The sequence below is a fragment of the Klebsiella sp. CN_Kp106 genome (assembly GCF_040064575.1).
Taxonomy (GTDB): domain Bacteria; phylum Pseudomonadota; class Gammaproteobacteria; order Enterobacterales; family Enterobacteriaceae; genus Klebsiella; species Klebsiella michiganensis.
This window is the reverse complement of record NZ_JBEAIG010000003.1, coordinates 96,873-121,817: the sequence shown is the minus strand read 5'-3', so window position 1 is coordinate 121,817 and position 24,945 is coordinate 96,873. Positions and strand designations below refer to the sequence as shown.

Below are 24,945 nucleotides of genomic sequence, written 5' to 3'. Positions count from 1 at the left end.
TCATTCCTTAACGAGAAGGGTTTGATAGGGTTTCAGGGGAGTCTCAGCGTCGGCATAATTATTGAGGACAATCTCACCCGCCGGGAGCGTAAAGGGCAGAGGCTGTGCGCTTAAATTGGTTATCGAGATAAAACGCTCGGTCGCCGTTCTCCGTTCGTAGGCAATGATGCGATCGTCAACGTCTTCTATGGCGGCGAATGAACCATAGATCAGCGGTTGCGGATAGTGCTTATTTCGCAAGGCGATCATCTTCTGGTAAAACGCGAATACTGAATCCGAATCGTTTATCTGGCTTTGCGCGTTGACGCTGAAGTCAGCTGCGGAAAACGCCAGCCAGGGCCGCGCGCCCCGGTTAAATCCGCCATTGGCGCTATCTGACCACGGAAAGGGCGTTCGCGAATTGTCCCGCGAGCGCTGGTTGATAAAGCCTAACGCCTGCTGTTCAGAGAAACCTTCCGCCAGGGCGCGGTGGTAGTTATCAATACTGGAAATATCGTCAAATTCCGCGATCGATTGTCGGCGGAAATTTTTCATCCCCAGCTCCTGGCCCTGATAAATAAACGGCGTTCCGGCCATAAAGAAGTACATCGCGGCCAGCGCTTTGGCACCGATGTCATTTTGATAATCCGCGTCGCGGATAAGCTTGGACAGCGCGCGGGGCTGGTCGTGGTTTTCAATAAACGTCGTTCCCCAGCCGGCCTGGCAAAAGGCCCGTTGGCTGGCAAATAGCGCCTCCCTGAATTCGCGAACGTTCCAGTCGCGCTGCTTAAACCATTCAGAACCGTTTTCGACATCAATATCGGCGGCGTGAAAATCGAAAATCATATTAAAGTAGCCGTCTGGCCCAATATAGCTGTCGTACTCTTCCAGAGGCACGCCCGGCGCTTCGCCCACGGTTACGCAGCGGTGACGACGGAAAGTGCGCTCTTTTAGCTCATGGAGAAAGCGCTCGATGCCCGGACGGTTGCGCGATTTCGCTTTAATCGATGCCAGACCATCAATACCGTCTGCGGGCAGAGAGGCGTAGTCCTGATCTTTTTTAATAAAGGTAATTGCATCGATGCGAAAACCGGCGATGCCTTTATCCAGCCACCAGTTAATCATGGCGTAGATTTCCTCGCGCAGCTGCGGGTTTTCCCAGTTGAGATCCGGCTGCTTTTTATGAAAAACGTGCAGATAGTAGCACTCCTCGCCAGCGACTTTTTCCCACGCGCTGCCGCCAAAAATCGATCGCCAGTTATTGGGCGCGCCGCCCGCCGCGGCGGGTTTAAAGATGTAATAATCACGATATTTCGATTGAGGGTCGGCCAGCGCGGCCTGAAACCAGGGGTGTTCATCGCTGGTATGGTTAACCACCAGGTCGACCATTACCTCAATGCCCAGCTCGCCAGCCTGTTTAATCAGGTTATCAACGTCCTGCATCTGGCCTAAATCGGGATTCACCGCATAGTAGTCCGCGATATCGTAGCCGTTATCTGCTCCCGGCGAGCGGTAGAACGGCGAGACCCAAATCAGGGTGATGCCTAGCGTTTTCAGATACGGCAGTTTAGCGATAATACCCGGGATATCGCCAACGCCATCGTTATTGCTGTCATAGAAGCTTTTTGGGTACACCTGATAAATAACCGATTCTTTCCACCATGCGCTTTGTTGTGATTGATTCATCATTTCTCCTGAGTATGAAATCGATACCATATTGAGTGAAAAAAAATTACGCCGAGGCTCTGATAACCAGTTCCGATTTCAGGTCTTCCTCGTCATAGCGATACTGCGTGTGGTTGATCAGGGACAGCAGGCGTTCTACAGAGATGCGGCCCAGCTGCTCAATGGGCTGGCTAACGGTAGTGAGCGGAATATGCACCATCTCCGCCACGGGAAGGTTATCAAAGCCCATGACCGCCAGTTCGCCGGGAACGCTGACGCCGTGGGCCGATAGCGCGGAAATCAGGCCGCAGGCGACCTCATCGCTGCCGGCGAAAATCGCATCGGGACGTTCGCTTTTCGTCATCTGCAGAATTTGCTCAGCCAGGCGCTGCCCGTCGCGCCAGGTGTGGACATGACGAAAAATAAACCGCTCGTTAACCGCCTGCTGTCCGTCTTGCATAGCGGCAATAAAGCCGCGGTTCCTTCTGCTGCCGTGGCCCTTTTGCTGGAATGCGCCACCGGTGGAGTAGGCGATTTTTTTATACCCTTTGTTAAGCAGCCAGCTGACGGCGTTATAGGTTGCCAGTTCATCGTTCATTCTGACGACGGGCAAAGTGGTATTATCTATGCTGGTGTTGCACAGCAGGATAGGGCCATATTTCTGATATTGCTCAATGACGTCTTTGTCACTCTCTACGGCGCATAAGATCACCCCGTCGATGATTTTTTTCTTCAGCAGATCGAGACAGTTTTCTTCTTCGCCCGCGCTATTGTGGTTCTGGACGATCAGCACCGAATAGCCGTTTTTTCGTGCCGTAACTTCAAGGGCGTCGACCAGGCTGGCAAAAAAAGGGTTGGTTATCCTTGAGATAAGCACGCCAATCCGGTGGGTTTTCACCCCGCGCATCTGCTGTGCGACGGTGCTCGGCTCGTAATCCAGCTCTTTCATGGCCGCGAGGATTTTTTCCTTTTTATCTTCAGAGATATAAGGATGATTGTTCAGGAAGCGGGATACCGTCGTGACCGACAGGCCGGCTTTTACAGCGACGTCTTTTATGGTTGCCATGGTTTTTATGAAATCGATATCACATGGGCATAAAATATTTTCGCGCAGGAGTCGGGTCAACCTCATTTTTATAAAACATGACCTGACTCACAATAAAGTTAACGACACGCCTGCTGAGCGGTACGGATGTTGTCGCGGGCAACGGCCTAAGCTCGAGACAACATCCGTGCACCCGCCGCGCTAAATGGAAACATCTTCCTCCGGATGGAGGCGGGGGAGATGCTCAACGAATAACAAGCGAGATGTCCCGTTTTGCTATTATTCCGGCTTTGGCGCGACGAACTTGACATATTAAGCCGGGTTGCTATTTCTTAAACTGGCGCCCCGATAATAAGCGCAACGGTGAGGTGAAAAATGGCAAGTGAAAAAGAGAGGCTGCCCGGGATTAAAGAGAACGAATTTTTTCTTAATTTTGAATGCGCTGCCCGCCAGATAGGCCTCGGAATATTATTGGCGATCATACTGGCAGCCCTTTTGGGTCTCTTTTCTGGAGGATATTTTAGCACTGCCGAAAAAACAACTGCGCAGCGCAATTTAACGGTGGCCTATGACCGCTTCGGTCGTTTGCAAACTGAATTCAGGCTAAAGATTACCGCCCACCCGCAGGTCGCGGATAAATATATTTTTAGCCTTGGCGGTGATTTTACCTCTTCTTTTGAACCTGGCAGTATCTGGCCCCGGCCAGACAGGATGTACAGTCAGAACGACCGGCTCTTTCTGGTCTATAATGATCTGAAAAGCATGAATAATTTTTCTATATGGCTCTACGTTACGCCCACCCGCCCAGGTAAGTTAAACCACTCTTTGCAGCTAAACGGCGAACCCGAAATCCGCTTCTGGCAATTTATTTATCCTTAGGAGGATGCGATGGAGATGGTCTTGCGTGCGTTAGCGATATATTTAATTTTGCTGGTGGTGTTTAAAATCGCCGGCCGCCGGGCGCTATTACAAATGACCAGCTTTGATCTGATTTTATTACTTATTATCAGCGAGGCTACCCAGCAGGCGCTGCTGGGGAACGATTTTTCGGTGACCGGCGCAATGCTGACGATTATGACGCTGGTGGTCGTGGATATGCTTTTCGGATTAATGAAGAAATATTCCGCTGGCGCAGAGTCAGCGCTTGATGGTTGCCCGGTGATTTTAGTCGAAAATGGCGTGCCGTTAATTGACAAGCTGAAAAAAGTGGACGTCTCCTGTGATGATATTCTGGTCGCCGCGCGGCAGAATCAGGGTATTACGGAATTAAGTAAAATCAAATATGCCATACTGGAACGGAATGGCCACATTTCTATTATTCCTGCTGAGAGTTAAAAAGGTCTTTTTATGTCAAATAACCCTTATAACCAGGCGAAAACCACCGGCGAGCTGACTAAACAGGTCGCCAGCGCGCTGATTGACCGTCGTTTACGCTTAACCACCGCGGAATCCTGCACCGGCGGTAGCCTGGCGGCAGCGCTGTGCGCGGAAGCGGATACGGCCGCATTCTACGATATTGGTTTAATCACTTTTAGCGATCGGGCGAAACAGCAGCTTCTCGACGTCAACGCCTCAACGCTGGAAAAATATAGCGCCGTCAGTCGGCAGACCGTTGAAGAGATGTCCACCGGCGCGCTGGCGCGTTCCGGGGCGGATATCAGTATCGCCATTAGCGGATACGCGGGGCCGGACGGCGGCGATGACGGGACCCCTGCGGGAACCGTCTGGTTCGCGTGGAACTTTCGCGGCAGTATCGACGCGCATAAAACGCTGTTTTCCGGCGAGTGCCAGGATGTTGTGGAGAAAGCCGTACGCTATTCACTGGCGATGCTCATCGAGAAACTGCCCGGCTGGCAGAGCGCATAACGCTTTTATTGCGGAGGTTTATATGGCAGTCATGGCGATCACTGGCGGTACTGCGGGAGTCGGTAAAGCAACGGCCCTGCGCTTTGCGCGGGCAGGCTATGACGTCGGCATTATTGCCCGCGATGGCCGAAGCCTTGAGGCGACGAAGCAGGAGCTCCTTCGTTGCGGCGTTCGGGTGCATACCGTGCAGGCCGATGTGGCAAATGCCGATGCGCTCTTGACCGCCGCCGGCGAAATCGAAAATCGGCTCGGGGCTATCGAGGTATGGGTCAATAACGCGATGTGTGCGGTGCTGGCGCCTTTCAGAGCGATGACCCACGACGAATTTAGACGGGTAACCGAGGTCACCTATCTCGGCTACGTTAACGGGACTCGCGCCGCGCTGGCGCTGATGACGCCCCGAGATCGCGGAGTGATTATCCAGGTTGGCTCCGCGCTCGCCTATCGCTCCATTCCGCTACAGTCCGCCTACTGCGGGGCAAAGGCCGCGATTCGGGGTTTTACCGATGCGGTGCGTACGGAGCTGATGCATGAAAATAGCGGCGTGAGTATTGCGATGGTACAGATGCCGGGGCTGAATACGCCGCAGTTCGAGTGGGCGCGCAATAAGTTTGCCTGGGCGATGCGCCCGGTGCCGCCGGTATTTCAGCCGGAAGTGGCCGCCCAGGCTATCTTCAACGTCGCGCGCCGGCCCGTACGCGAACTCTGGGTAGGGAGCAGCACGATTCAGTCCATTATTGGGCAATTTCTTTTCCCGGGCTTCCTTGACCGGCTGATGGTCAAAAAAGCGTGGGAAGGGCAAATGACCCGGCGCTTGAATGCCGACGACCGTCAGGACTATCTCGAACAGCCGGTCAGCGGATTGCATAAAACGCACGGGCGTTTTTCCTCTGAGGCGAAATATCGCGCCACCGCCATCACTTCCGGCGTGCCGGGAAAAGCGCTGCTGGGCGGCGCGGCAGCGGCGGGGGTACTTTTAGCAAAATGGTTTATCTCGCGTAAAAAACGCTAACGCAGCGCGCTACTGTTGGTCCAGAACCATCGATAGCCATATGCGCTAATCTCCAGCTTAGCGTGCTTACCGGGAGTGAGCGCGTCCGCGTAGGTTTTGTCGGCCAGGCAGGGCGTCCACACCGCCGCATAGATCCCTTTCGCGGTAAAACGCAGCGGTTTATCACTGAAATTAAGAAAGGCGATGACGCTGCGCTCGTGGTCATCGTAGCAGATCCCAAGAATCGCCTGCCGATCGGTGCTAATGATGCGGAAAGGCGCAACGGCGATTTCCGGGAATTCTGACCGCGTATTGGCGATATCAATAATACGGTGCAGGAGAGAATGGCGGTGCAGCAGGGAATCCGCGACGTTGACTTTCTGATAGCGAAACGGTCCCCGGTCGATCATGGGAGCCACAAACGTCTGCGGATCGGCTGCGGAGAAGCCGCCGCCCGCTGAACCGGCCCACTGCATCGGCGTACGCACCGCGTAGCGCTCTTCCAGCGCCAGGTCGTCACCCATGCCGATCTCATCCCCGTAGCGCATGATCGGTACGCCGGGCAGCGAAAAAAGCACGGCATGACAGAACGCCAGCCGCCGCCGGTCGCCGTTCAGCATGGGCGCCAGCCGACGGCGAATACCGCGCTGATAAACGTTCATCTCCTTATCCGGCGCGAAGGCATCCAGCACGGTCCGCTTGTTCTTGTTACCGATCCCTTCAAGATCCAGTTCATCGTGGTTGCGCAGCCAGTTTGCGAAGCAGCAGGCGTCAGGAGGCACCACCATTTTCTTGATGGCGTCGATCAGCGGGCGGGCGCTCTGGCTGGCGAGGCTGACGTAAAAATATTTGTTCAGCCAGAAGTTAAGTACCATGTTAAGTCGGTTATTATCGCCAAAATAGTCGCGATACTGCGCCACCTCAACGTCGACTTCGCCGAGCAGTATGGCCTGCGGATTATGTCGTTCAACTAGCCGACGCAGATGCTCCAGGAGCCATAGCCCGCGTTTCTCCTCGCCGCGTCCGGCCTGTTTCGTCAAATGCGAGGCGGCATCCAGACGAAAGCCGGAAACCCCCAGCTTCAGCCAAAAGATAACGATATTTTCGACCTCTTTGATCACCGCGGGAGAGGCCAGATTGAGATCGGGTTCATGGCGGTAAAACATATGGCGAAAATATTGCCCGGCTTCGTCATCCCACGACCAGATGCTCTCTTCGACGCCGGGAAACATGGGCGGCGTATCGTCATCATCGCTATCTGCCCACAGATAATAGTCGCGGAACGGCGAGCGACGGCTGCGCCGCGCTTGTTGAAACCAGGGGTGAGCGTCGGAGGTGTGCTGGATCAGTAATTCAATAATAACCTGCATGCCTAATTCGCGGGCCTGCTCGATAAAAGCAATGATATCCGCCAGTTGACCAAATCGCGGATCGACCTGCAGATGGTCGCTGACATCGTAACCCTCATCCAGAAACGGCGTCAGGTAGAAGGGCGTTATCCAGATCACCGTCGCGCCCAGCCGGCGAATATAGCGCAGCTTCGCGGCGATCCCGGCGATATCGCCGCAGCCATCGCCGTTAAGATCGTAAAACAGCGCTGAATCAATCTGATAGACAATGGCCCGCGTATGCCAGTCAGCCATAGCCCACCTCAGTGATAGCCTTCATTTCCGGAAACTTTGCCGCGGAATACGTAGTAGCTCCATGCGGTGTAAACCAAAATCACCGGAATGATAAGCAGGGTTCCTACCAGCATAAATAGCTGGCTGGCCGGCGGCGCGGAGGCTTCCCACAGCGTGATATGCGGAGGGATGATATTGGGCCACAGGCTGATGCCCAGACCGCTGAAGCCGAGAAAAATAAGCCCAAGCGTCAGGAGGAAAGGGCGGGCGTGGCTCGCGGGATGAGCGCTCAGGCGCCAGATCCACAGGCTAAAGACAAGTACCAGAATGGGAACGGGCACAAACCAGTAGAAATTAGGCAGGGTAAACCAGCGTTCAGCAACGGACGGCCAGCCCAGCGGCGTCCAGACGCTGACCACGGCGATAACCGCCATCAGCGCCAGAAGCGTGTGACGGGTCAGCTCACGCATGCGCTGCTGCAGCGCGCCTTCGCTTTTCATGATAAGCCAGGTGGTGCCGAGGAGCGTATAAGCCACCACCAGCCCTAAGCCGCAGAACAGGCTAAAGGGCGTCAGCCAGTCCAGCGCTGAGCCGATGAACCTGCGGTCGGCAACCTCGAAGCCGCTGATGACCGCGCCCACGACTATCCCCTGGCTAAAGGTGGCCAACAACGAGCCGCCCACAAATGAGTAATCCCAGAATTTTTGATGAGAGGGGGTGGCCTTAAAACGAAATTCGAAGGCGACGCCGCGAAAGATCAGGCCAATTAACATGGCGGTGAGCGGAATCGTTAGCGCATCGGTGATGACGGCGTAGGCCAGCGGAAAGGCGCCGAATAGCCCCGCGCCGCCCAGCACAAGCCATGTCTCATTGCCGTCCCACACCGGGGCGACGCTGTTCATCATCACGTCGCGCTCGTTGGCGTTGGGCACAAAGCTGAAGACGATTCCGATGCCGAGATCGAAGCCGTCCATAACGATATACATCAGCGTGGCAAACACTATGATGACAAACCAGATAACGGGGATATCGATGCCCATTAGCGAGTCTCCTCTTCAGGCACGGCTTCTGCGGCGGAAAGGGGGCGAGCCGGCGTACCGGAGGTTGTCGATGTCAATTCGCTGACGGGCTGAGGCCCTTTCTGAATCAGCCGGATAATGTAGTAATAACCTACGCCAAACACCGAACAGTACACCACGATAAAGACCAGCAGGCTGACGATCATTTGCGCTGTGCTGTGGAGAGAGACCGCATCCCGGGTGCGTAATAAACCATAGATGACCCAGGGCTGGCGTCCCGCTTCGGTCGTGATCCAGCCGGCCAGCAGCGCCAGCAGCCCCGCCGGCCCCATCGCCAGCGCAAACCACTGAAAGGCGCGGGAGTGAAAAAGACGCTGCCGGTAGCGGAGCCACAGGCTCCATACGCCGAGGGCAATCATCAACACGCCCATGCCGACCATGATGCGGAAAGACCAGAAGACGATAAGCGAGTTTGGCCGATTCTGCGGCGGAAAATCTTTCAGCGCCGGCACCTGCTTGTTCAGGCTATGGGTGAGGATCAGGCTGCCAAGCGCAGGGATTTCCAGCCCGTATTTGGTGCGTTCTTCATCCATATCGGGCACGCCAAACAGCAGCAGCGGGGTGGCTTCTCCGGGTTTGTTCTCCCAGTGGCCTTCTATGGCAGCGATTTTTGCTGGCTGATGTTCAAGCGTGTTGAGCCCGTGCATATCGCCAACGATGGCCTGGACCGGCGCGACCAGCAGGGCCATCCACATCGCCATGGAAAACATTTTACGTATGGCCGGCGTATCATTGCCCCGCAGAAGATGCCAGGCGGCGGAGGCGCCGACGAACATCGCGCTGCTGAGAAAAGCGGCAATCGCCATATGGGACAGACGATAGGGGAAAGAAGGGTTAAAGATAATCGCCAGCCAGTCCTGGGGAATGACATGACCGTTTTCAATGGTAAAACCCTGCGGCGTCTGCATCCAGCTATTTGACGCGAGGATCCAGAAGGTTGACATCAGCGTGCCCAGCGCCACCATGCAGGTGGTGAAGAAGTGCAGGCCGGGAGGAACTTTGTTCCAGCCAAAGAGCATAACGCCTAAGAAACCGGCTTCGAGAAAAAAGGCGGTGAGCACTTCATAAAGCAGCAGGGGACCGGTAATACTACCGGCAAACTGTGAGAAACCGCTCCAGTTGGTGCCGAATTGATAAGCCATGACCAGGCCTGAAACCACGCCCATCCCGAAATTAACGGCAAAAATTTTCAGCCAGAAATTATACAATGAGCGCCAGACGTCATCTTTTGTCCGCAGCCACATCCCCTCCAGCACCACCAGATAGCTGGCCAGTCCGATGGTAATCGCCGGAAAAAGGATATGAAAAGAGACGGTAAATGCGAACTGCAGCCGAGCCAGATTAAACGCGTCGAGTTCAAACATATTCCGGACCCCATCACAGAACACCCCCCCGAATTGAGCAGGGGGAAGTGATTAACAGCAGGTTATCGAGGACCAGGGCTTTTCTTGCCTGCGCCGAGCTCTGCGCCGGTCAGAGGATCGCCATCCGGATCGGATTGGGTCCGTTTCGCCATGGTTTTCGCCAGGGCCTTTTGTTTGGCCGTTAGCTTAACGCTGGCGCCACCCTCTCCGCCATCCACTGCAGGCTGTGGATTTGCCACATATTCGAAGTGCCTATCGCTATTCCAGCTACCGCGAATGTCGTCGCCCTCTGACATATTGTAGTAGGTGCTGGCGTATTCAGGGACGGGCGGTAATTTTCCCGGCGGATAGTTATTTCTGATGGACTGGAGCGCTTTTTCGAAAGAGAGCTGATGAGCGGCTTCCCGGGTCATCAGAAAGGCCAGCGCATCCTTCACTCCGGGGTCATCAGTGACGTTGATCAGGCGCTCATAAATGATTTTGGCCCGCGCCTCGGCCGCCACGTTGGACCGTAAATCCGCGGTTGGCTCACCAATCGTATCAATATAGGCGGCGGTCCAGGGCACCCCGGCGGAGTTGGTCAGCGGCGTGCCTGCGCCATACAGCAAAGAGGTGATATGGCTGTCGTTACCGTTAGCGGTAAGCGAGCGGTACAGGTCGGCTTCGTTTTCCGCGCCTTCCGCCAGGGCGCCTTTGGCCCCTTTATTGAGCATGCCAACCAGCGAGCCGATAATTTCAAGGTGGCTCAGCTCTTCGGTGGCAATGTCCATCAGCATATCTTTACGGCCCGGATCGTCATCGCTCAGGCCCTGAGTAAAATACCGGCATGCGGCGGCCAGTTCGCCCTGGGGACCGCCGAATTGTTCCAGAAGAAGGTTCGCCAGTCCCGGATTCGGCTCGGCGACCCTTACGGTATACTGAAGCTGCTTAACGTGTCGGAACATAGGCTCTTATCCTTATTGCTTATTTTTTCGCTTCAACGCCTTCGGCTTCAGAGCGCAGAAGGAACTCTTCCGTTGTTTGCGGAATATGTTTCAGCAGCCAGTCGGCCATGGCCCGCTCTTCTGCCAGAATCGATTCGATGGCGGGGATTGAGGCGGTGTCGCCGGCTTTATTCGCGGCGGCAAGCAGGGAGGTATAACAGGCAATTTCAAACTGCTCAAATACATAACCGCTAATTGACCCTTTAACGATTTCATCGGAAGGGAACATCCCGCCAATGGATTGGCCCAACGCGGCCATTTTGCTCATGGAATCCTTCAGCACCGAGCGTGATATATTATTACGATCCAGAATCTCCTCCAGTACCGTAATTTGGCGTTTGGTTTCAGTTACGTGCTGTTGAATTCTGCTGCGCAGGTCAGGATAATTATCGATGCGGCTCGCCATGGATTCCAGCATAGATTCTGCCTGTTTTTCCATTGCATGCGCATCGCGTAGCCAGTCGTGATAATGTTCAAGATAATTCATAATCAACTCCTTAATATTGGTTTACCATCTGGCTATTTATTTTGGGCGTCTTTATTAATATTGCCGACCGCCAGGTCAGTTAATTTAAGGTCGGTTGATTTTTCTTCTTCTAACGTTTCCGCTAAAAGTTTAACCGCTTTTTTATAGCCAAGCTGTTCTGCTAAAGTGGCGAGAGTGCCGTAGCTGGCAATTTCATAATGTTCAACCTTTTGCGCAGCGGCAATTAATGCCGCATCCCGCACTTCATTTTTCTCCGTGCTCTCAATAACTTCGTTAGCTTCTTCAATCAGCCCCTCCATGGCCACGCATTTCATCCGTTTAATTTTGATATCAGGCTCTTGCTCGACAATTTGATCGATACGTTCAATTTGCCCCTGAGTCTCCTCCAGGTGGGCCTTGAACGCGGCGCTAAGCTGTTCGCTGGACGCCGCTCTGGCGAGTTTCGCCAGGCCGCGGGTTAATTGTTTTTCTGCGCTATATGTATCCGATAAAAGATGAATAAAAACGTCTTCTATGCTCTTCATATTCATATTAATTACCTTTATAAACGGAGAATAACTGCGAGTCCGCAGACTCGCAGGTTACTCTTTTAGTTACAAGAGAATGAGGCGATTAATATCAGGAATTATCAGATTTACGCCCGCCGCCATGGCTATTTTGGCCGCCTTTCTTTCCGGCCTCAGATGCGCGCTGCGGATCGTTTTTAAAGTTACCACCGCTGTGCTGACCGCCTTTACGTCCTGCTTCAGATGCTTTATCACGGTCTTCAGCGAAATTACCGGAACCACCACGATGTTCTGCCATATTTTCATACCTCTGTTGTTGAGTTTATGTCAGGAAGATACGCTTCAGGTACGTATCCGTTGTCGTTCAGAAATTAAATTTAGTCGTTATTTTTGAACAGTCAAACCGGTTTGTGGTGATATTTTTTGAAATACTCTGAATTGCGCTGCTGTTACCGTTTCGCTTGTTTTTAATGAATGTCAGCATAACGGGTTATGATCTAACGAAAGATTTTTATTCGCGAGGGAATATCGGCGGGGCCGCTGCGTTAATAAATGCAGCGTAGACGCGGCGCAGGGCTTTACGTCTCTTTACATAAGCGCGGGAAATAAGTTGTCGGAATGGTGAAAGATATTAAGGACACGACCGGGAAAAATCAGAAAATAGCGTATCGCCAGTGCTGAAAGTAATTTTCGGATATTTCAATGCGGGAGATAAAAGGCACCAGATCACGAGGCTGTGAAATGGTGCGTCCGAGTGGACTCGAACCACCGACCCCCACCATGTCAAGGTGGTGCTCTAACCAACTGAGCTACGGACGCATTATGGTGCGTTTAATTGGACTCGAACCAACGACCCCCACCATGTCAAGGTGGTGCTCTAACCAACTGAGCTATGAACGCAATGTTGCAGTGGCAACGGGGACGCATATTAGCGGGAGGGAGGGGTTGTGGCAAGAGGCAAACGTCACTTTTCTTCCAGATTTCTCACGATCGCAGAAGTTTTATCCATATTGGTTATATTTTACTGATGCAAAAGAATATTTCTTCACCAGCTTGAGAAAACGGCGCTGAATCAGCGCCGTTGGATAGCGACTTCGCTTCCGTGACGGGCTAGCGCGCCGCGCGTTGTAAAATGACGCTGGAAGGCTGACGCTGCAGGAAACGCATGCGCAGCATCATCATTACGGCGGCGGAGGTGAGGCCAATAATAAAGCCGCACCAGAACCCGGCGGGGCCCATGCGCGGTACCACGATATCGGTCAGCGCCAGCAGGTAGCCGCTCGGCAGTCCCAATACCCAGTAGGCGGTAAAGGTGATAAAGAAGATGGAACGCGTGTCTTTGTAGCCGCGCAGAATTCCGCTGCCGATCACCTGAATGGAGTCGGAAATCTGGTAGATCGCCGCCAGCAGCATCAGCTGGGACGCGAGGGTAACCACCTCGGGATTATCGTTATACAGCAGCGCGATTTGCTTGCGCATCAGCATGGTGAAAACCGCCGTGAAAACGGCCATGCACACCCCGACGCCGACGCCGGTTCTGGCCGAGGTCTGGGCCTCCAGCGTGGAACCCTGCCCGAGACGGAAACCGACGCGAATGGTCACCGCTGCCGCCAGCGAGAGCGGCAAGACGAACATCAGCGAGCTGAAGTTGAGGGCTATCTGATGCCCGGCGACGTCAACGATCCCCAACGGCGAAACCAGCAGCGCCACGACGGCGAAGAGGGTCACTTCGAAAAACAGCGCCAGCGCAATCGGCAGGCCCAGCTGTACCAGACGCTGGATGACGGCGAAATCAGGTTTACTGAAGCGCTCTGTGTGATGAATATCGCGCATCGAACGCGCGCGGCGCACCCAGAAGAGCATGCTGAAAAACATGACCCAGTAAACCGATGCCGTCGCCACGCCGCAGCCGATACCGCCGAGCTCCGGCATACCAAAGTGGCCGTAGATAAAAATGTAGTTCACCGGAATGTTGACCAGCAGACCGATAAATCCCATTACCATACCCGGTTTGGTTTTCGCCAGGCCTTCACACTGGTTGCGAGCGACCTGAAAGAACAGATAGCCGGGCGCGCCCCACAGCAGCGCCCGCAGGTAGCCGACCGCTTTCTCTGCCATCGCCGGGTCGATGTTATGCATTGAGCTGATAATGTAACCGGCGTTCCACAGCACGACCATCACCAGGAGGGAGACGAAGCCAGCCAGCCAAAACCCCTGGCGTACCTGGTGAGCAATACGCTCGCGACGGCCGGAACCATTCAGTTGGGCAATAACGGGCGTCAGGGCCAGCAGCAGGCCGTGGCCAAAGAGGATCGCCGGTAGCCAGATAGAGGTACCGATGGCGACGGCCGCCATGTCGGTGGCGCTATAGCCACCCGCCATCACGGTATCGACGAAGCCCATGGCGGTTTGCGCCACCTGGGCGAGTATAACGGGTATAGCCAGTGCTAATAACTGACGCGCTTCAATAAAATACTTCTGCACGTAAACACCTTTATATTGTTGTTATTGGAGGACTAAAAAAGCCGCCATATGTGGCAGCAAGAAGAAAAGCAGAGGGATTTGCCAGACTATTGTAGCGAGGATTAGCCATTTAGCCAGTGAAAAAATTCCACTGCACGTTGTGCGCTGGCAACCTGTTTTGCCACCTGTTATTGTTCGTCATAGCCTAAAACGGTACTGATACCGTCACGAATTTATACAGGAGCAAAATATGTTTACCGGTATTGTGCAGGGGACCGCCAAAGTGGTGGCGATCGATGAAAAACCTAACTTTCGCACCCACGTCGTGGAGCTGCCTGAGCATATGCTGGCGGGGCTCGAAACCGGGGCTTCCGTAGCGCACAACGGCTGCTGCTTGACCGTCACCCATATAGACGGCGCGCGAGTGAGTTTTGACCTGATGAAAGAGACCCTACGTATAACTAATCTGGGCGAGGTTGGCGAGGGCGACAGCGTTAACGTTGAGCGCGCGGCGAAATTCAGCGATGAAATTGGCGGTCACCTGATGTCCGGCCATATTATGACCACCGCGGAAGTAGTGAAAATTCTCACCTCGGAAAATAACCGCCAGATCTGGTTTAAGGTTCAGGACCCGACGTTGATGAAATATATCCTCTATAAAGGCTATATCGGCGTAGATGGGATTAGCCTCACCGTCGGTGAAGTGACGCCAACCCGCTTTTGCGTACATCTAATCCCGGAAACGCTGCAGCGCACCACGCTTGGGATGAAAAAGCTGGGCGATCGGGTGAATATTGAAATCGATCCGCAGACTCAGGCGGTCATCGATACCGTCGAGCGCGTGCTGGCGGCGAAAGAGGCGGCACTGAAAACGGCGGCCGAGTAAAAAATATCCCCGCCGATGCGGGGATATTTTTAGCGGGCCACGCGCAGGCCGTGTTCGGCCCCGCGAGAAAAAACCACCTGCCAGAGCTGAATATCGCGCGCGCGGAAAGCGCCAGCGCAGGCATTCAGATAATAGCTAAACATACGTTTGAAGCGTTCCGAGTAGTTGTCGGCGATTTCCGGCCAACTGGCGAGGAAGCGCTCATACCAGGCCATCAGCGTCGTGTCGTAGTCGGCACCAAAATTATGCCAGTCTTCCATAACGAAATGCGATTCGCTGGCTTCGGCAATATGGCGCACCGACGGCAGGCAGCCGTTAGGGAAGATATATTTGTTAATCCACGGGTCAACGCTATGATCGGTTTTTTTCGAACCGATGGTATGCAGCAGGAAACGACCGTCGGGTTTCAGATTACGATCGACCACATCAAAATAGGTGGCGTAATTTTTAGGCCCGACATGTTCGAACATGCCGACGGAAACAATACGATCGAAGCTTTCGTGCAGGTCGCGATAGTCCTGGAGCAGGATGGTAACGTCGAGGTCCGCGCAGCGCTGCTGCGCCATTTTCTGCTGCTCTGCCGAGATGGTCACGCCAACCACGCTGACCTGGTAATGTTTGGCCATGTAGTAAGCCAGCCCGCCCCAGCCGCAGCCGATATCGAGTACCCGCATCCCTGGCTCAAGCTCAAGTTTACGGCAGATCAGATCTAATTTTGCCTGCTGCGCGTCATCGAGAGTCTGCGCGTCTTTCCAGTAAGCGCAAGAGTACTGCATATAGGGGTCGAGCATGCGGCTGAAGAGATCGTTACCTAAATCGTAATGCTCTTTACCGACAATCCAGGATCGTTTTTTACTTTGCAGATTGAATAAGCGTGCGCTGGCGATACGCAAGGTATCTTTGAAATGATGGGGAAGCTGATTTTCCAGACCGGCGCGTAAAACTTTATGGAAAAATATATCCAGCCGCTCACAATCCCACCAGCCGTCCATATAGCTCTCGCCTAACCCCAGCGACCCTTCCTGTAAAACGCGCTTAAAAAAGAGAGGGTTTTTAATTCGCAGGTCGGAGGGAGCAGGACCATTAATTTCAATGCCCGCACGGCCTAATAATTCAGCTGCAATTCGGTACCAGTCATCATTTGGTACACTTACTTCTTCTATACACGATGAACTCATAGCTTCTCCATCACGCCCAAGTGATCAGAACCTTAAAACAGCGTAGACGCTTTTTTGGCTTTGTGAGAAATCTCACGGATAATCCGTGAGGCTGCTATCCGACGTAGAACAGAGGAAGGGAGATAACCCTTGCCGAAAGGCCTTCCATGGTGAAACGGGATGCATCCTGCTCCCGTTAAAATCAATTAGTTTTCTATTTATGTGATGCCGGATCCAGTATAGGCCGCTAAAAACAGGCTTTCAACAAAAATATCTTAGCAAGCTAATTACTGGATCTTTGCACTATCAGCACATTACCTTAAGCATGTGACGATTTTGTTGCCAGATGCGCGGCTTTGTGCTGCATGCGGTAGCCCATCCCGGCCAGCACGATGGAGACCAGCATCACGCTGGTGGTCGTTTGCAGCGGGGTGGCAATCAGCGTCGAGACCAGCAGGCTGGTAAGGAAACAGAGGCCAAGCTGCAGGGTGTTTTGCAGCGCAGCGGCGCGACCGGTCGCCTGCGGGAATGGCTTCAGGGCCTGCGCGACGACGATAGGGTAAATACCGCCATTCACCACCGCCATGGCGCAGAACGGAATCATCAAACCAACGAGCGTGGCGTTTTCCCGCAGGCCTACCAGCCAGGTGGCGGCGACGCTGAGGGCGAAAATCGCCAGCAGCCAGGGCAGAATTTGCTGGCCCTGCCATTTTTGCAGCGCCGCGCGGCAGCCATAACCGCCCACCAGAAACGCGATAGTTTGCGGAACGTAGCTCAGGCCGATAACGGTCGGGCCATAGCCCATTTCATGAAGAATAAACGGCGACCCCGTCAGCCAGGCAAAAAAGCTGGCGGAACAGGCGGCGTAGATGAGCACGTTACCGCTATACTCGCGCGAGCGCAGCAGGGTGAGAAACGTGAGCTTCTGCTGGGCGCTGGCAACCGGTTTGTTCGCTGGCTTCAGGCGCAGGGCGGGCAGCATCAGCAGCAGGGTAATCGCGAACAGCACGGCAAAAATAGCCTGCCATTCAAAATGGACCAGCAGCCAGCTGCCGAGCAGCGGTGCCAGCGCCGGCGATAAACCGACCAGCGGCATAATGGCGGCGAAAATCCGGTTGGTTCTTTGCGCTGGATAATAATCGGTGACCATCGCCTGCCAGGTCACCGCGGCGGCGCAAACCCCCAGGGCCTGAATAAATCGCAGCGCGAGCATCAGGTTGGCATCGCGAACCCACAGCATCCCCAGACAGCCGATAGCAAAAATGGCCAGCCCGCTCAACAGCACCGGCTTGCGGCCATAGCGATCGGAAAGGGGCCCCCAGAAAAGCTGGCCCAGCGCAAAGCCTGCCAGGAACAGGCTCAGGCTGGCGCTGACGGAGGCCGCAGAAGTGTTCAAATCTTGTTGCATGGCGGCGAAAGCCGGAAGATACATATCGGTCGCCAGAAAGCCCAGTACGCTGAGTCCAGCCAGCCAGACTAAAAATCCTTTCCCAGGTTGTTGCATCATCTTCTCTTTTTATTGTTGCAGGTACGATGGCGCAGAGTGTAGGGAGTGCATTAAGGCTTGTGAAACGCTAATATTTGTCAGGTGAATTCAAAAATTTTGCAGGCAGAAAATGTGGTCCGAATACTCGCTTGAAGTTGTCGATGCTGTCGCCCGTAACGGCAGCTTTAGCGCCGCAGCGCAGGAACTGCACCGCGTACCCTCGGCCGTCAGCTATACCGTGCGTCAGCTGGAGGAGTGGCTGGCGGTACCGCTGTTCGAACGCCGTCATCGTGATGTGGAATTAACGCCGGCCGGCGTCTGGTTTTTACAGGAGGGGCGCTCTGTTATCAAAAAAATGCAGATCACCCGCCAGCAGTGCCAGCAGATAGCCAACGGCTGGCGCGGGCAGCTCTCTATTGCGGTGGATAATATCGTTAAACCCACGCGCATGCGGCAGATGATCGTTGATTTCTATCGTCATTTTGATGACGTCGAACTGATTGTTTTTCAGGAGGTGTTCAACGGCGTCTGGGATGCGCTCGCCGACGGTCGCGTGGAGCTGGCCATCGGCGCGACGCGCTCAATTCCGGTAGGGGGCCGCTACGCCTTTCGCGATATGGGAATGCTGAGCTGGGACTGCGTCGTCGCGAGCCACCATCCGCTGGCCAAAATGGCCGGGCCTCTGAGCGATGACGTCCTGCGCAACTGGCCGTCGCTGGTCAGGGAGGATACCTCGCGCTCGCTGCCGAAGCGGACCACCTGGCTGCTGGATAACCAGAAGAGGGTGGTGGTGCCGGACTGGGATGCCTCAGAAACCTGTCTCTCCGCCGGACTGTGCGTCGGTATGGTACCCGGGCATTTAGCGCGCCCGTGGCTTGATAGCGGCGCATGGACGGCGCTGGAGCTGGAGAACCCCTTCCCGGACGCCGCATGCTGCCTGACGTGGCAGCAAAGCGATGCCTCGCCGGCGCTGCTATGGCTGCTGGATTACCTTGGCGATAGCGAAACGCTAAACCGGGAGTGGCTGCGGGCGCCGGAATGACCGACGCCGCGGGAAAGGTTAACGGCGATAATCAACAAACGGGCCATCGGCCACGGAACGGCGCTCGACCAGGCGAGGGTGGACTTCAATCGACTGCGAGATTTCACGCTTATTAACGATGCGGTCCAGCAGCATGTTAAACGCCGCTTCGCCAAGAGAGTCTTTAGGCTGATGAATGGTGGTCAGCGCCGGGCTAAAGTAGCGGGCGTTGCGCACGTTATCATAACCGATCAGCGAAATATCCTGCGGCACGCGCAGACCCATTTCATCCGCCGCGCAGATGGCGCCCATCGCCATAATATCCCCGCCGCAGAAGATGGCCGTTGGGCGAGGATGCTGGCCGAGAATCTGCTGCATGGCGCGGTAGCCGGATTCCGGCTCAAAATCGCCCTGCACAATCCAGTTTTCCGGAACGCTAATCTGCGCCTCTTCCATCGCTTTCATAAAACCTGCCAGCCGGCCTGCGCCGGTGTTACGCTCCAGCGGGCCGGGGATCACGCCGATATCGCGATGCCCGCGTTCAATAAGGTAGCGCCCGGCGATATAGCCTCCTTCAAAGGCGTTATCGACAACCGAGTCGGTGAAGTCGGCTTTTGCCTCGCCCCAGTCCATTACTACCATCGGAATATGACGATACTCTTCCAGCATGCTTAACACCGACTCCGGATACTCGGAGCACATCACCAGCAGGCCGTCTACGCGTTTCTGCGCCATCATTGACAGATAGGCGCGCTGTTTCTCAGGGTCGTTCCACGCGTTGCCGAGGATCAGGGTGTAGCCCTTCTGGAAGCAGCTCTTCTCGACGGCTTCGATAATCTCAGCGAAATAGGCCGCTTCGCTGCTGGTTGCCAGCAGACCAATAGATTTGGTGTGATTGACCTTCAGGCTGCGGGCAACGGCGCTGGGGGAGTAATGCAGTTCTTTTATTGCCGCCCACACCGCATTGCGCGTCTCTTCCGCAACGAATCGGGTTTTGTTAATCACATGTGACACTGTTGTAGTGGAAACGTTTGCGCGCTTCGCTACATCTTTAATAGTTGCCATTACTTCTCACTCCAGACCTTGACCTGATCGTCTGTTTATCGGTACGTAAACGTTTGCCTGTACACACCCTGGCGCCAAAATTGAGCATGGCATCACGTCGGGAAAACGACACAGAACGACAGGAAGGGGTCAATGGCCGATACGCTTTCAAATTAGCGTGGGATTTTGTCCGATCTTGGGGCAAAGGGGAAGAGCAAAAATGTGCATCACTCTAAATCTCGGAAGATTTTTACGCTATTCTGTGTAAAAATGAGCAAGCTCACTTTTCATGTGGGGATAATCAGGGGGAAAAATTGATGGATACAAATTTAAAGTTTTCGCTGACGACGACGATTATTGTTCTTGGTTTGATTGTTGCCGCAGGTTTGACTGCAGTACTGCACTAATTATGCGATAAGGGAGGGGCCGCTCTCCCTTTCTCTCCGCCATTATTATCATTTTCGCAAAAATCTTTTGCCATTTCGTTCACTTTTGTTTTTCTGTGATTGATGTCATGCTTTTGACTTCTGATGAGATGCCGTCGCGGAAGGCGGCCTGATGGAGTCCCTGCATGAAAATCAATTTTCCCCTGCTCGCGCTGGCGATCGGTGCCTTTGGTATCGGCACAACCGAGTTCTCCCCGATGGGGCTATTACCGGTTATCGCTAAAGGCGTGGACGTTTCGATTCCGGCGGCGGGAATGCTGATTAGCGCCTATGCCATCGGCGTGATGGTCGGCGCGCCGCTGATGACTCTGCTGCTCTCCCACCGCGCGCGCAGAAATGCGCTGATCTTTCTGATGGCGATTTTTACCCTCGGTAACGTACTCTCTTCCATTGCTCCGGATTACACCACGCTGCTGCTGTCGCGCATTATTACCAGCCTTAACCACGGCGCCTTCTTCGGCCTGGGTTCGGTGGTGGCGGCGAGCGTTGTGCCAAAACACAAACAGGCCAGCGCCGTGGCGACGATGTTTATGGGGCTGACGATCGCGAATATCGGCGGCGTTCCCGCGGCGACCTGGCTGGGCGAAACCATCGGCTGGCGGATGTCGTTTCTTGCCACGGCGGGGCTGGGCGTGATTGCGATTATCGGTCTGTGGTTTTCTCTACCGAAGGGCAGCGCCGGCGAGCGCCCTGACGTCAAGCAGGAGCTCTCCGTGCTGATGCGTCCGCAGGTGCTGTCGGCGCTGCTGACGACGGTACTGGGGGCAGGGGCGATGTTCACGCTTTATACCTATATTTCTCCCGTTTTGCATACCATCACCCACGCCTCTCCGCTGTTTGTGACCGCCATGCTGGTGCTGATTGGCGTCGGCTTCTCGCTGGGTAACTACCTTGGCGGTAAGTTTGCCGACCGTTCCGTTAGCGGGACGCTGAAGGGCTTTCTGCTGCTGCTGATGGTTATCATGCTGGCGATCCCGCTGCTGGCGCAATCGCAGGTGGGCGCGGCAATCAGTATGGTGGTCTGGGGCGCGGCGACCTTTGCGGTGGTGCCGCCTTTGCAGATGCGCGTGATGCGCGTCGCCCACGAAGCGCCGGGGCTGTCATCATCGGTCAATATTGGGGCTTTTAACCTCGGAAACGCGCTGGGCGCGGCGGCGGGCGGCGCGGTGATCTCTGGCGGCCTGGGCTATGCCTTTGTCCCGGTGATGGGGGCGATTATCGCAGGCGTGGCGCTACTGCTGGTGCTGTTCAGCGGCCGGGCGCAGCCGGAAGAGGCGTTCGCCAACCGTTAATATTGCGTGAAGTCATACAATAACCGCAGAAGCTGCAAGGCTTCTGCGGTTTGCTTTTATGCAGCCAGATTAGCAGCAACAAACTTCCAGTTTACCAGCGCCCAGAAGTGCTCCAGATAGTTCGGACGGGCGTTACGGTAGTCGATGTAATAAGCGTGTTCCCAGACATCCACGGTCAGCAGCGGAGTTGCGTCGCTGGTCAGCGGCGTACCGGCGTTGCTGGTGGAGACAATAGCCAGGCTACCGTCGGCGTTTTTCACCAGCCAGGTCCAGCCTGCGCCGAAGTTTTTTACCGCTGCGTCGGTGAATTTGGCTTTGAAATCAGCGAAGCTGCCGAAGGACTTAGCAATAGCCGCCGCCAGTTCGCCTTGCGGTTCGCCGCCGGCGTTCGGCGCGAGGCAGTTCCAGTAGAAGGTGTGGTTCCAGACCTGAGCTGCGTTGTTAAAAACGCCGCCATCGGAAGAACGCACGATCTCTTCCAGGGTTTTGCCTTCAAACGGGGTGCCTTTGATCAGGTTATTCAGGTTGGTGACGTAGGCCTGGTGGTGTTTACCGTAGTGGTATTCCAGGGTTTCTGCGGAAATGTGCGGCGCCAGGGCGTCTTTTGCATATGGTAATGCAGGTAATTCGAACGACATTGCTACTCTCCTTTTTATAGTTTGCCTGCGTAATAACCATGTATTACGCAGGGTAATAATAGTAGCAAATTAAAAGATGTGGCAAAAGAGAGAGTTACCCTGCCGCCGCAGCGACAAGGCACAATTAGCGAATGGTTTTCGGCGTCATGACGCGACGCGCGCCAACGTAGTGGCGTACCCAGTAATCGTCGCTTAATGAGGTGATCTGAATATCGCGGCCGGTACGCGGAGACTGGATAAATTTGCCGTTGCCAACGTAAACCCCGACGTGATCGGCAGTGCCGCGCCCGCGGGTGCGGAAGAAGACGAGATCCCCGCTTTGCAGCTCGCCGCGATCCACCGGACGGGCGTCGCGCAGGTGATACATCTCATTGGCGGTGCGCGGAATGTGAATTTTAACCAGGTCCTTATAGGCGTAATAGACCAGACCGCTACAATCAAACCCGGTACGCGGAGAGGTGCCGCCCCAGCGATAGGGTTTGCCAATCTGATCCATCAGCTTGGACATGGCGGTGCTTTGCGCCTTTTGTACCCGAGCTTTATGCGCGTCGGCGATGGTCAGCTGCGGCTCGTCGGCAACCGGTTTGCAGCGGGTTTTATAGCCTTTACGCACCACGCACTTTTTCTGCACGCTTGCGGTTGCCAGCTTGCTTTCCGCTATCGACCTTGTCGAGCTGGCGCACAGTTTTTTATAGCCTTTGCGCAGAACGCATTTTTTTGTGGCGCTGGCAGTCTGGCGTGACGCGGTTGATTTGCTGCGGCTGGCGGTCGACCTTTTCTTGCTGGGGGTTTTGGCGGTGGTTTTACTTTTAGAACTGGCTGCTTTTTTCTTACGCTCTGCGGTCGTGCCCTTGGCCGGATGCGCTTTTGGCGTGGCCGAAGCGTGCGTATGCCCGGAAGCATGCGCCAGCGGCGTAAGTGAAATAGATGTGAAAAGTAATGCACAGAGCGAAATCGCGATTTTGTTAAGACGCGCCACTGAGCAATCCCCTGATTAAATTACAGACATATACAGATGCCTGACGATGAATGACAAACCGCATCGATTCTAAAGCATAAAATCGTGGAGAGTTACTACTCTTTTGTATCTAACGTCTCGTTTGGTTAACATTTGCAAAAAAATGCTTCCGTCAGCGGTACCCGCGCGTGAAAAACGCGCAACGCGTTGCCGCGTATAGCAATAAAATGATATTTTTAAGGCAACTTATGCCGACAGAAGATAAAATGTGGCAAGTGAAAAAAATGTTATTATCGGTCCTGCGCCCAGGGCGCTACAATGACAAATTACTGCCGTAAAGAAGTTTAAGGAAGCACGACAATGAGCACGACTTTAGAAAAAATCCAACGTCAAATCGCTGAAAACCCGATCCTGCTGTACATGAAAGGGTCGCCGAAGCTGCCAAGCTGCGGTTTCTCCGCTCAGGCCGTTCAGGCGCTCTCCGCCTGTGGCGAACGTTTTGCCTACGTCGATATCCTGCAAAATCCGGACATCCGCGCAGAGCTGCCGAAATACGCTAACTGGCCGACCTTCCCGCAGCTGTGGGTTGACGGTGAACTGGTCGGCGGCTGTGACATCGTGATTGAAATGTATCAGCGCGGCGAACTGCAGCAGCTGATCAAAGAAACGGCCGCGAAGTACAAGACTGACGAACCGAAAGCCGAGTAATTCGGCTGCCAATAAAAAAGCGACTTCCGGTGAAGTCGCTTTTTTTATCGCTTACTCTTCGGCCACGGGTAATGGCCAGCCGCCAAGGCGCTTCCAGCGGTTGACGATTTCGCAGAATAGCTGGGCGGTTTGCTGGGTATCGTAAAGCGCCGAGTGTGCCTGGGTACCATCAAATGCCATTCCCGCGGCAATACAGGCTTTCGACAGCACCGTTTGACCCAGAGCCAGGCCGCTCAGAGCCGCGGTATCGAAGGTCACGAACGGATGAAAGGGGTTACGTTTCAGGCCAGCCCGCTCTGCCGCCGCCATGGTAAAGCTGTGATCGAACGTGGCGTTATGCGCGACCATAATCGCGCGGCTGCAGTCGCTCTCTTTCATTCCCTTGCGGACCATTTTAAAAATCGCGTGCAGCGCATCGTATTCGCTCACCGCGCCGCGCTCGGGATCGTTAGGGTTAATACCATTAAAAGCCAGCGCTTCGGGCTGCAGGTTGGCGCCTTCAAAAGGCTCAACATGAAAATGCAGCGTTTCGTCCGGCATCAGCCAGCCTTCCTCATCCATTTTCAACGTAATAGCGGCGATCTCCAGCAGGGCGTCGGTTTTGGCATTAAACCCGGCGGTTTCAACATCGATTACCACAGGATAAAAACCGCGAAAACGGTCGCACAGACCATTAAGTTGAACGTTCTCGGACATCAGATTCTCTTAGCTGGAAAAAAGTAGCGCGCATTATGGCAAATTTTGCCGCGGCTTGCAGCAGGAAGGGGATAAAACAGCAGGCACCGCGGGTGCCCGCAGCCGATCAGTTGCCGAGGCCTTTTCCGGCGTCTTTCTCTTCAATCAGTTCAATTTTATAGCCATCCGGATCTTCGACGAAGGCGATGACGGTGGTGCCGCCTTTGACCGGGCCGGCTTCACGGGTCACGTTGCCGCCGTTCTGGCGGATACGCTCGCAGGCTTCGGCCGCGTTTTCAACGCTGAGCGCGATATGGCCATAAGCGCTGCCGAGATCGTACTTATCAACGCCCCAGTTATAGGTCAGCTCAATCACGGCGGTATCGCTCTCTTCGCCGTAACCCACGAATGCCAGCGAGTATTTATACTCAGTGTTTTCGCTGGTGCGCAGCAGTTTCATGCCCAGCACGTTGGTGTAAAACTCAATAGAACGTTGCAGGTCGCCAACGCGCAGCATGGTGTGAAGTAAGCGCATAATGTCCCCTATGCAGTTTATTTTGATACATCAGAGCGTTGAGTATAGC

At 54.5% G+C, this 24,945-nt stretch carries 26 protein-coding genes and 2 tRNA genes; 9 read left to right on the top strand and 19 right to left on the bottom strand.

Going from position 1 to position 24,945, the window contains the following annotated elements:
* Both ABLU96_RS03485 and ABLU96_RS03480 read right to left on the bottom strand, forming a co-directional pair.
* Window positions 1-1,668: an alpha-glucosidase gene (locus ABLU96_RS03485; protein ID WP_224243828.1), complete on the bottom strand. Its 1,668-nt coding sequence runs from the start codon at window positions 1,666-1,668 to the stop codon at window positions 1-3.
* Between the two features lie 43 nt (window positions 1,669-1,711).
* Window positions 1,712-2,710 carry a LacI family DNA-binding transcriptional regulator gene (locus ABLU96_RS03480; RefSeq protein ID WP_064405931.1) on the bottom strand — a complete coding sequence of 333 codons (999 nt, stop codon included), beginning with the start codon at window positions 2,708-2,710 and terminating at the stop codon, window positions 1,712-1,714.
* 354 nt (window positions 2,711-3,064) lie between these two features.
* On the opposite strand from ABLU96_RS03480, the gene ABLU96_RS03475 reads away from it, so the two are divergent.
* The 4 genes from ABLU96_RS03475 to ABLU96_RS03460 are packed head-to-tail and all read left to right on the top strand — an operon-like array spanning window position 3,065 to window position 5,567.
* Entirely contained in the window at window positions 3,065-3,568 is a 504-nt protein-coding gene (locus tag ABLU96_RS03475) for a hypothetical protein (protein WP_064405885.1), read from the top strand.
* A 9-nt stretch (window positions 3,569-3,577) separates the two neighbouring features.
* A complete protein-coding gene (locus ABLU96_RS03470; protein WP_025105847.1) occupies window positions 3,578-4,024 on the top strand; it encodes a YetF domain-containing protein in 447 nt (148 codons plus the stop codon).
* A gap of 12 nt (window positions 4,025-4,036) precedes the next feature.
* The gene (locus ABLU96_RS03465; RefSeq protein WP_009653693.1) at window positions 4,037-4,555 is read left to right on the top strand and encodes a 2-oxo-tetronate isomerase; all 519 of its coding nucleotides are present in this window, start codon (window positions 4,037-4,039) and stop codon (window positions 4,553-4,555) included.
* A 22-nt stretch (window positions 4,556-4,577) separates the two neighbouring features.
* The gene (locus ABLU96_RS03460) at window positions 4,578-5,567 is read left to right on the top strand and encodes an SDR family oxidoreductase (protein ID WP_014229616.1); all 990 of its coding nucleotides are present in this window, start codon (window positions 4,578-4,580) and stop codon (window positions 5,565-5,567) included.
* Here the strand turns inward: ABLU96_RS03460 and ABLU96_RS03455 are convergent.
* The 10 genes from ABLU96_RS03455 to mdtK all read right to left on the bottom strand — a co-directional run bounded on the left by ABLU96_RS03455 (window position 5,564) and on the right by mdtK (window position 14,071).
* Window positions 5,564-7,189, bottom strand: coding sequence for an alpha-amylase family protein (locus ABLU96_RS03455; RefSeq protein ID WP_064405886.1), 1,626 nt, complete (start codon window positions 7,187-7,189; stop codon window positions 5,564-5,566). The genes ABLU96_RS03460 and ABLU96_RS03455 overlap by 4 nt on opposite strands.
* A gap of 8 nt (window positions 7,190-7,197) precedes the next feature.
* Window positions 7,198-8,208 carry a cytochrome d ubiquinol oxidase subunit II gene (gene cydB, locus ABLU96_RS03450; protein WP_025105844.1) on the bottom strand — a complete coding sequence of 337 codons (1,011 nt, stop codon included), beginning with the start codon at window positions 8,206-8,208 and terminating at the stop codon, window positions 7,198-7,200.
* Window positions 8,208-9,611: a cytochrome ubiquinol oxidase subunit I gene (locus ABLU96_RS03445; RefSeq protein WP_014229613.1), complete on the bottom strand. Its 1,404-nt coding sequence runs from the start codon at window positions 9,609-9,611 to the stop codon at window positions 8,208-8,210. Before ABLU96_RS03445 ends, cydB begins: the two co-directional genes overlap by 1 nt.
* A 62-nt stretch (window positions 9,612-9,673) precedes the next feature.
* Window positions 9,674-10,555 carry a manganese catalase family protein gene (locus tag ABLU96_RS03440; RefSeq protein WP_046878485.1) on the bottom strand — a complete coding sequence of 294 codons (882 nt, stop codon included), beginning with the start codon at window positions 10,553-10,555 and terminating at the stop codon, window positions 9,674-9,676.
* A gap of 19 nt (window positions 10,556-10,574) precedes the next feature.
* Entirely contained in the window at window positions 10,575-11,081 is a 507-nt protein-coding gene (locus ABLU96_RS03435) for a ferritin-like domain-containing protein (RefSeq protein WP_009653688.1), read from the bottom strand.
* A gap of 32 nt (window positions 11,082-11,113) precedes the next feature.
* Window positions 11,114-11,611 carry a ferritin-like domain-containing protein gene (locus ABLU96_RS03430; protein ID WP_014229611.1) on the bottom strand — a complete coding sequence of 166 codons (498 nt, stop codon included), beginning with the start codon at window positions 11,609-11,611 and terminating at the stop codon, window positions 11,114-11,116.
* A gap of 88 nt (window positions 11,612-11,699) precedes the next feature.
* Window positions 11,700-11,885 carry a general stress protein gene (locus tag ABLU96_RS03425; RefSeq protein ID WP_004136767.1) on the bottom strand — a complete coding sequence of 62 codons (186 nt, stop codon included), beginning with the start codon at window positions 11,883-11,885 and terminating at the stop codon, window positions 11,700-11,702.
* Between the two features lie 444 nt (window positions 11,886-12,329).
* Window positions 12,330-12,406 (bottom strand) — tRNA-Val (locus tag ABLU96_RS03420).
* Window positions 12,407-12,410: 4 nt separating this feature from the next.
* Window positions 12,411-12,487: transfer RNA gene (locus ABLU96_RS03415), tRNA-Val, on the bottom strand.
* Between the two features lie 210 nt (window positions 12,488-12,697).
* Window positions 12,698-14,071 carry an MdtK family multidrug efflux MATE transporter gene (mdtK, locus tag ABLU96_RS03410; protein ID WP_348862328.1) on the bottom strand — a complete coding sequence of 458 codons (1,374 nt, stop codon included), beginning with the start codon at window positions 14,069-14,071 and terminating at the stop codon, window positions 12,698-12,700.
* 229 nt (window positions 14,072-14,300) lie between these two features.
* Here mdtK and ABLU96_RS03405 point away from each other — a divergent pair, with 229 nt between their 5' ends.
* A complete protein-coding gene (locus ABLU96_RS03405) occupies window positions 14,301-14,936 on the top strand; it encodes a riboflavin synthase (protein ID WP_064405888.1) in 636 nt (211 codons plus the stop codon).
* Window positions 14,937-14,965: 29 nt separating this feature from the next.
* On the opposite strand, the gene cfa is transcribed toward ABLU96_RS03405, so the two are convergent.
* On the bottom strand, window positions 14,966-16,114 hold the full coding sequence (gene cfa, locus ABLU96_RS03400) for a cyclopropane fatty acyl phospholipid synthase (protein WP_014838673.1): 1,149 nt from the start codon (window positions 16,112-16,114) through the stop codon (window positions 14,966-14,968).
* Window positions 16,115-16,412: 298 nt separating this feature from the next.
* Window positions 16,413-17,597 carry a purine nucleoside transporter PunC gene (gene punC, locus ABLU96_RS03395; RefSeq protein ID WP_025105838.1) on the bottom strand — a complete coding sequence of 395 codons (1,185 nt, stop codon included), beginning with the start codon at window positions 17,595-17,597 and terminating at the stop codon, window positions 16,413-16,415.
* A 112-nt stretch (window positions 17,598-17,709) separates the two neighbouring features.
* On the opposite strand from punC, the gene punR reads away from it, so the two are divergent.
* Complete coding sequence (gene punR, locus ABLU96_RS03390; protein ID WP_004851483.1) at window positions 17,710-18,621, top strand: DNA-binding transcriptional activator PunR; 912 nt, start codon at window positions 17,710-17,712, stop codon at window positions 18,619-18,621.
* Between the two features lie 18 nt (window positions 18,622-18,639).
* Here the strand turns inward: punR and purR are convergent, their stop codons facing one another.
* Window positions 18,640-19,665, bottom strand: a complete 1,026-nt coding sequence (gene purR, locus ABLU96_RS03385) for an HTH-type transcriptional repressor PurR (protein ID WP_004851481.1) — start codon at window positions 19,663-19,665, stop codon at window positions 18,640-18,642.
* 296 nt (window positions 19,666-19,961) lie between these two features.
* On the opposite strand from purR, the gene ABLU96_RS03380 reads away from it, so the two are divergent.
* Window positions 19,962-20,051, top strand: a complete 90-nt coding sequence (locus ABLU96_RS03380) for a YnhF family membrane protein (protein ID WP_049082851.1) — start codon at window positions 19,962-19,964, stop codon at window positions 20,049-20,051.
* A gap of 164 nt (window positions 20,052-20,215) precedes the next feature.
* A complete protein-coding gene (locus tag ABLU96_RS03375) occupies window positions 20,216-21,382 on the top strand; it encodes an MFS transporter (protein WP_004851479.1) in 1,167 nt (388 codons plus the stop codon).
* A 56-nt stretch (window positions 21,383-21,438) separates the two neighbouring features.
* Here ABLU96_RS03375 and sodB read toward each other — a convergent pair whose 3' ends face one another.
* Entirely contained in the window at window positions 21,439-22,020 is a 582-nt protein-coding gene (gene sodB / locus ABLU96_RS03370; RefSeq protein WP_004851476.1) for a superoxide dismutase [Fe], read from the bottom strand.
* Window positions 22,021-22,144: 124 nt separating this feature from the next.
* Entirely contained in the window at window positions 22,145-22,999 is an 855-nt protein-coding gene (locus ABLU96_RS03365; RefSeq protein ID WP_064405890.1) for a C40 family peptidase, read from the bottom strand.
* Between the two features lie 339 nt (window positions 23,000-23,338).
* Here ABLU96_RS03365 and grxD point away from each other — a divergent pair, with 339 nt between their 5' ends.
* On the top strand, window positions 23,339-23,686 hold the full coding sequence (grxD, locus tag ABLU96_RS03360) for a monothiol glutaredoxin 4 (RefSeq protein WP_004102692.1): 348 nt from the start codon (window positions 23,339-23,341) through the stop codon (window positions 23,684-23,686).
* Between the two features lie 51 nt (window positions 23,687-23,737).
* Here the strand turns inward: grxD and rnt are convergent, their stop codons facing one another.
* Window positions 23,738-24,382: a ribonuclease T gene (gene rnt, locus ABLU96_RS03355; protein WP_014229602.1), complete on the bottom strand. Its 645-nt coding sequence runs from the start codon at window positions 24,380-24,382 to the stop codon at window positions 23,738-23,740.
* Between the two features lie 106 nt (window positions 24,383-24,488).
* Entirely contained in the window at window positions 24,489-24,896 is a 408-nt protein-coding gene (gene gloA, locus ABLU96_RS03350; RefSeq protein ID WP_004119471.1) for a lactoylglutathione lyase, read from the bottom strand.
* Window positions 24,897-24,945: the final 49 nt, after the last annotated feature.

Coding starts and splice junctions, on each gene's coding strand:
- ABLU96_RS03485 (WP_224243828.1), bottom strand. CDS start 1,668: ATGATGAATCAATCACAACAAAGCGCATGGTGGAAAGAATCGGTTATT.
- ABLU96_RS03480 (WP_064405931.1), bottom strand. CDS start 2,710: ATGGCAACCATAAAAGACGTCGCTGTAAAAGCCGGCCTGTCGGTCACG.
- ABLU96_RS03475 (WP_064405885.1), top strand. CDS start 3,065: ATGGCAAGTGAAAAAGAGAGGCTGCCCGGGATTAAAGAGAACGAATTT.
- ABLU96_RS03470 (WP_025105847.1), top strand. CDS start 3,578: ATGGAGATGGTCTTGCGTGCGTTAGCGATATATTTAATTTTGCTGGTG.
- ABLU96_RS03465 (WP_009653693.1), top strand. CDS start 4,037: ATGTCAAATAACCCTTATAACCAGGCGAAAACCACCGGCGAGCTGACT.
- ABLU96_RS03460 (WP_014229616.1), top strand. CDS start 4,578: ATGGCAGTCATGGCGATCACTGGCGGTACTGCGGGAGTCGGTAAAGCA.
- ABLU96_RS03455 (WP_064405886.1), bottom strand. CDS start 7,189: ATGGCTGACTGGCATACGCGGGCCATTGTCTATCAGATTGATTCAGCG.
- cydB (WP_025105844.1), bottom strand. CDS start 8,208: ATGGGCATCGATATCCCCGTTATCTGGTTTGTCATCATAGTGTTTGCC.
- ABLU96_RS03445 (WP_014229613.1), bottom strand. CDS start 9,611: ATGTTTGAACTCGACGCGTTTAATCTGGCTCGGCTGCAGTTCGCATTT.
- ABLU96_RS03440 (WP_046878485.1), bottom strand. CDS start 10,555: ATGTTCCGACACGTTAAGCAGCTTCAGTATACCGTAAGGGTCGCCGAG.
- ABLU96_RS03435 (WP_009653688.1), bottom strand. CDS start 11,081: ATGAATTATCTTGAACATTATCACGACTGGCTACGCGATGCGCATGCA.
- ABLU96_RS03430 (WP_014229611.1), bottom strand. CDS start 11,611: ATGAATATGAAGAGCATAGAAGACGTTTTTATTCATCTTTTATCGGAT.
- ABLU96_RS03425 (WP_004136767.1), bottom strand. CDS start 11,885: ATGGCAGAACATCGTGGTGGTTCCGGTAATTTCGCTGAAGACCGTGAT.
- ABLU96_RS03405 (WP_064405888.1), top strand. CDS start 14,301: ATGTTTACCGGTATTGTGCAGGGGACCGCCAAAGTGGTGGCGATCGAT.
- cfa (WP_014838673.1), bottom strand. CDS start 16,114: ATGAGTTCATCGTGTATAGAAGAAGTAAGTGTACCAAATGATGACTGG.
- punC (WP_025105838.1), bottom strand. CDS start 17,597: ATGCAACAACCTGGGAAAGGATTTTTAGTCTGGCTGGCTGGACTCAGC.
- punR (WP_004851483.1), top strand. CDS start 17,710: ATGTGGTCCGAATACTCGCTTGAAGTTGTCGATGCTGTCGCCCGTAAC.
- purR (WP_004851481.1), bottom strand. CDS start 19,665: ATGGCAACTATTAAAGATGTAGCGAAGCGCGCAAACGTTTCCACTACA.
- ABLU96_RS03380 (WP_049082851.1), top strand. CDS start 19,962: ATGGATACAAATTTAAAGTTTTCGCTGACGACGACGATTATTGTTCTT.
- ABLU96_RS03375 (WP_004851479.1), top strand. CDS start 20,216: ATGAAAATCAATTTTCCCCTGCTCGCGCTGGCGATCGGTGCCTTTGGT.
- sodB (WP_004851476.1), bottom strand. CDS start 22,020: ATGTCGTTCGAATTACCTGCATTACCATATGCAAAAGACGCCCTGGCG.
- grxD (WP_004102692.1), top strand. CDS start 23,339: ATGAGCACGACTTTAGAAAAAATCCAACGTCAAATCGCTGAAAACCCG.
- rnt (WP_014229602.1), bottom strand. CDS start 24,382: ATGTCCGAGAACGTTCAACTTAATGGTCTGTGCGACCGTTTTCGCGGT.
- gloA (WP_004119471.1), bottom strand. CDS start 24,896: ATGCGCTTACTTCACACCATGCTGCGCGTTGGCGACCTGCAACGTTCT.